The sequence below is a fragment of the Flavobacterium aurantiibacter genome (assembly GCF_002251775.1).
Lineage (GTDB): Bacteria > Bacteroidota > Bacteroidia > Flavobacteriales > Flavobacteriaceae > Flavobacterium > Flavobacterium aurantiibacter.
Genome location: NZ_NOXX01000062.1, coordinates 1 through 3,819, shown reverse-complemented (window position 1 = coordinate 3,819; position 3,819 = coordinate 1). Strand labels below are relative to the sequence as shown.

The window sequence follows — 3,819 nt, the reverse complement described above, 5'->3', positions numbered from 1 at the left end:
AGGAAGCAACGTCTAAAAAATAGCCTAAAAAATGTCCATTACTCCGAAAAAAATGAAAAAAATGAAAAAAATGAAAAAGATCAAAAGATAACTACCATGCTAAAGATTCGCGCGGCAGCAAAGGAACTTAAATGGGGTGATAACCAACTAGTCGTCTGTTTTAACACTCCATTGCATTTGTGCCATCCGTTTTGAAAGAAATATTAAAGTTTCGAAAACTTCATTTTCAGCTGGTGGGTTTGTTTTACCTAGCAGAAGTTCGTTAAATTTTGCACCGACATAGACCTTTTTTAACTGTCCCCAAACCTTTTCGGTATTATTGAAAATAAGTGCGTCTTTGGGGTGGTTGTACAGCCAGTTTTTATCGTTAGGTATTGCTTTGTCGTCGTCTTTGGCAACTTGCAGCAACATACGGTCAAATGAATCGGAGTTAACAAAACTCTGTATTTTATCCAGTTTCATCAACAGAGTTATATCGTAAGTATGACGAACTTTATTAGATAAATCTTCTATCGGATTTTCAGTGTAAGAAAATCGCACCAGACTAATGATTTTCTCACAAAAAGTACGTTCTACAGCCAATGCCCTAACGTCGAAATCTTGTAATCCAAATTGAGTAATTAATTCAGGCGTTGGAGTTGTTTTGATATATGCTGCAATCAAACTGCAAACTGATTTAGTTACATTGGGTTCAAAATTTCCCAGATGTGATACTTCCAAAGTGATATTTTCTTTTACTTCGCCATATTTACCTTTAACACCAACTTTGGGATAGGAATAAACGATTTTTCTCAAACTACCTTTTTTATTGGTAAAAGGATGATTGGGAACCACATCAAGAATTGAGTTGTCAATTACGGCAGTAACATCTTTCAATTTTCTTTTGAGATCGTTTCCTGTGTCGGTCTTATTTTTTACCACCACTATATCAATATCTTCCGAAAATCGTTTTATAACGTTATAGCATTTAGACAAAGAGGTTCCGCCTTTAAAAACAATCAAATCTTTTACCTCAGAATGAAAAAGCTGGTGCAAAGCATAAGTTACCCAGTAATCTTTTTCAATAAAAATCTCTGGAATTTCAAAATATTCGGCAGCAGCTACTAGGGCACCTTCAAAACTGTCTTTGTGTAAATGCAGATTCATTAAACTATATTCCAAGAGTTAACCGTTGCGAGCATTTTAGGCGTAATTCCGTAGCTGTAACTACTGGAAGGATTAATCGACTTTTTCAATAAAGAAAGATTGACGGTGTCGATATTCATTGATTCCAAGAGCGCGCCAAGTAAAGCTCTAACTTTCGGAGGATAAGCAATCCCACAGCTAACTAGTTTTTTTATCTCGGCATTATCAAAATTAGAAATTGCTTTTTTTACATAAACAAGGCCATCACTTTTTTGTAAGTCAGGAATAGTATTCAAATCTTTTATAACATCTAAAAGCTCTAAATATTTTACAAGAGCCGACGTTACTTTTACATAACTTTTCGCAGGTTTAATTTGCACATTACCTACTTTACCTTTTACTTGTTTCTCTAACGATGCTACTCGGATAGAGCTCGGAATTTGCGTGGTTAAACCCAATTTGTTGTACAGTCGCAACCCGGTAACATAGGCAACTTGATTATTATTTTTAAATAAATAAAGTGAAAGTAAAACGTCTTCTCTGGGTTTTTGTTCGCCAAATGCCGAAACTTTTGGTTTATAAAAACATCCCTTTTTAGCTCTTTTTATAAGCCCTTTACTAACTAATCTACTCAATGCTTTAGCACCAGCAACAACCTCATCGGAAGTTAGTCCGAGTGTGTCATAACCGAATACAACACCTGTATCTATGCGATTTATTTTATCTGTTATTTTATCCGCTACTTTCATATCTCGCAACAAAGATAATTACTTTGTAACTTTTGTCCAGTTTTTTCCACGTTTTACCTGACAAAACATATTAAAAATTATAGATTCAACATCCTCGAAATCCGTTTTTTAAAGCCAACTAGAAACACCTACAGCATTCGTGAATTTCTAGGTGTTTTCAGTAAAAATAGTATTGAACTTTTCCTCAATATCTGCGACTTCTTCGGGCGTAAGTGCAGCAAATTCTTTTTCCTTGGCTCGTTTAGATAAGGTACCCTGATTTTGTTCTAAAAAACGAATGAGAAGGGCAACGGTACCGTCGGGCATTTGAAACTGGTTATCCAACCACTGCTTCATCTGGTCGTATTTTTGAAGATAGTTAAGTTCCGCGGGAATAGTTTGGTGAATGGTTGTATCCACACATTCAAATAAAAATTCGGCTTGTGGCGTTGCGTCGAAAAACCTGTAAAAATCGATCGTGTCGTTGAGAACTTTTACGTTATTCTTTGCTGTTTTTTCCCACTCAATACAATCGAGGAGCGGATGGGAATAGGCTTCAAGCACGCGTTGGTAGTCGGCTATTCGTTCTAAAATGGCAGCCGACACAGGGAAAATAATTCCTTGTGGGCTGTATTTCATGGCGGCTAACAGATGATGAATGAGATACCGATGAATTCGACCGTTACCATCAACAAAAGGGTGTATGAATACAAAGCCAAAAGCAATTTTTGCAGCGGCAAGCACCGGGTTAAAATTTGTTGATTCGAGGTAGTTTGCAGAATTTATTAGTCCGTTGATCAACGTTTCTACATCGGCTGCTTTTGCAGATAGGTGTTCTGGGATGGGTTCGCCGGTTTCTCGATCATGTTCGCCTACAAATCCACCTTCGGTTCGGTAGCCCATTTTGGTGAACCGACTGTTTTCAATTACAATTTGTTGTAATCGACAAAGCTCATCCGGGCTCAAAGGTTTACTTCCTGCTTGGCCAATAGCTTTTCCCCAACGAATGGCTCTGTTTTGCGTCGGCGTTTCTCCTTCAATGCTAAAGGAGGCTTTAGAATCTTTAAGTAACAAAAAGGAAGATGTTCTGAGCAAAATATCTTTACGAAATCCGCTGATTGTTGTTTTGATGCTATCGGGATTGTTCTTTGCTATGAAATTTTCTAATTTCTCGGTTTTGAATATTAACGGGCAAAAATCAACTGTTCCCGGTAAATTATTGTTTATTCTGTGTCTGCTTGATTTTATTGGAGTTACTGCGGCGTATTGCATTTCTTCGTCTAGCAGATTCACAAAATTTCCCTGGGTTAAATCGGGAATGTCGAGTTTGTAGCCCATCAGCCATTCAAATAAAAACCATATTTTACGGCTGTATTGCCCTGTTGGCTCCATTTGAACTAAGGCAGCGACTTCTTCTTTTGATACTTGTTGAAACAGCTTTTTGAAGAATAATAGGTTTAAGCCTTCGTACTTCAACCCGAAAACGAGCTGTTTATATAAGTTATCTTCAGGCGCATGTCTTGGTGTAAGAACCAGCCAATGACTGTTTGTATATCTGCGATTTTTTGTGCTGATTAATGCCAACTTGGAAGGCAAGGGCATAGTCAATTTTAGGCGATCTATTACAGCACCATAGCCTACCAAAGTTCCTTCTTCGGGAGCCTGTCGGCCATGAAAAACGCTTATTTTCTGTGAATACTGATTATTATTTGGCTTCATGTGTGAAAAACAACTATTCAAAGGTATGAAATTAACTTACGCAACATGAAAAACACTTAGTATTTTGTGGTTTTCGTGAAAAGTTGCTTTCGGGTGGGAGTTCCAACCCGCACAATCCGCTTTACAAAACGTACAATATCTTTTATGCGACGACACGTTTAGCACCTTCCCCGCAATAACGACTGCAACGGAAACCAAAACACCCGAAAATGCTTACAAACACGGAAGGAAAAAAGCGACCCAAGAA

At 37.6% G+C, this 3,819-nt stretch carries 4 protein-coding genes; 1 reads left to right on the top strand and 3 read right to left on the bottom strand.

The annotated features are described in order from the left end of the window. On the top strand, window positions 1–195 hold a 195-nt coding region (locus CHX27_RS15650; protein ID WP_207758909.1), incomplete at its 5' end, for a hypothetical protein. On the opposite strand, the gene CHX27_RS00745 is transcribed toward CHX27_RS15650, so the two are convergent. The 3 genes from CHX27_RS00745 to CHX27_RS00735 all read right to left on the bottom strand — a co-directional run bounded on the left by CHX27_RS00745 (window position 148) and on the right by CHX27_RS00735 (window position 3,572). Continuing rightward, entirely contained in the window at window positions 148–1,146 is a 999-nt protein-coding gene (locus tag CHX27_RS00745) for a nucleotidyl transferase AbiEii/AbiGii toxin family protein (RefSeq protein WP_094484873.1), read from the bottom strand. The genes CHX27_RS15650 and CHX27_RS00745 overlap by 48 nt on opposite strands. Then, window positions 1,146–1,874 carry a DUF6088 family protein gene (locus CHX27_RS00740; RefSeq protein WP_094484872.1) on the bottom strand — a complete coding sequence of 243 codons (729 nt, stop codon included), beginning with the start codon at window positions 1,872–1,874 and terminating at the stop codon, window positions 1,146–1,148. Before CHX27_RS00740 ends, CHX27_RS00745 begins: the two co-directional genes overlap by 1 nt. Before the next feature lie 147 nt (window positions 1,875–2,021). Continuing rightward, the gene (locus CHX27_RS00735) at window positions 2,022–3,572 is read right to left on the bottom strand and encodes a Fic family protein (protein ID WP_094484871.1); all 1,551 of its coding nucleotides are present in this window, start codon (window positions 3,570–3,572) and stop codon (window positions 2,022–2,024) included. Window positions 3,573–3,819 lie beyond the last annotated feature (247 nt).

What these genes read in the sequence shown, in the direction of transcription:
- CHX27_RS00745 (WP_094484873.1), bottom strand. Translation starts at nt 1,146, where the DNA reads ATGAATCTGCATTTACACAAAGACAGTTTTGAAGGTGCCCTAGTAGCT.
- CHX27_RS00740 (WP_094484872.1), bottom strand. Translation starts at nt 1,874, where the DNA reads ATGAAAGTAGCGGATAAAATAACAGATAAAATAAATCGCATAGATACA.
- CHX27_RS00735 (WP_094484871.1), bottom strand. Translation starts at nt 3,572, where the DNA reads ATGAAGCCAAATAATAATCAGTATTCACAGAAAATAAGCGTTTTTCAT.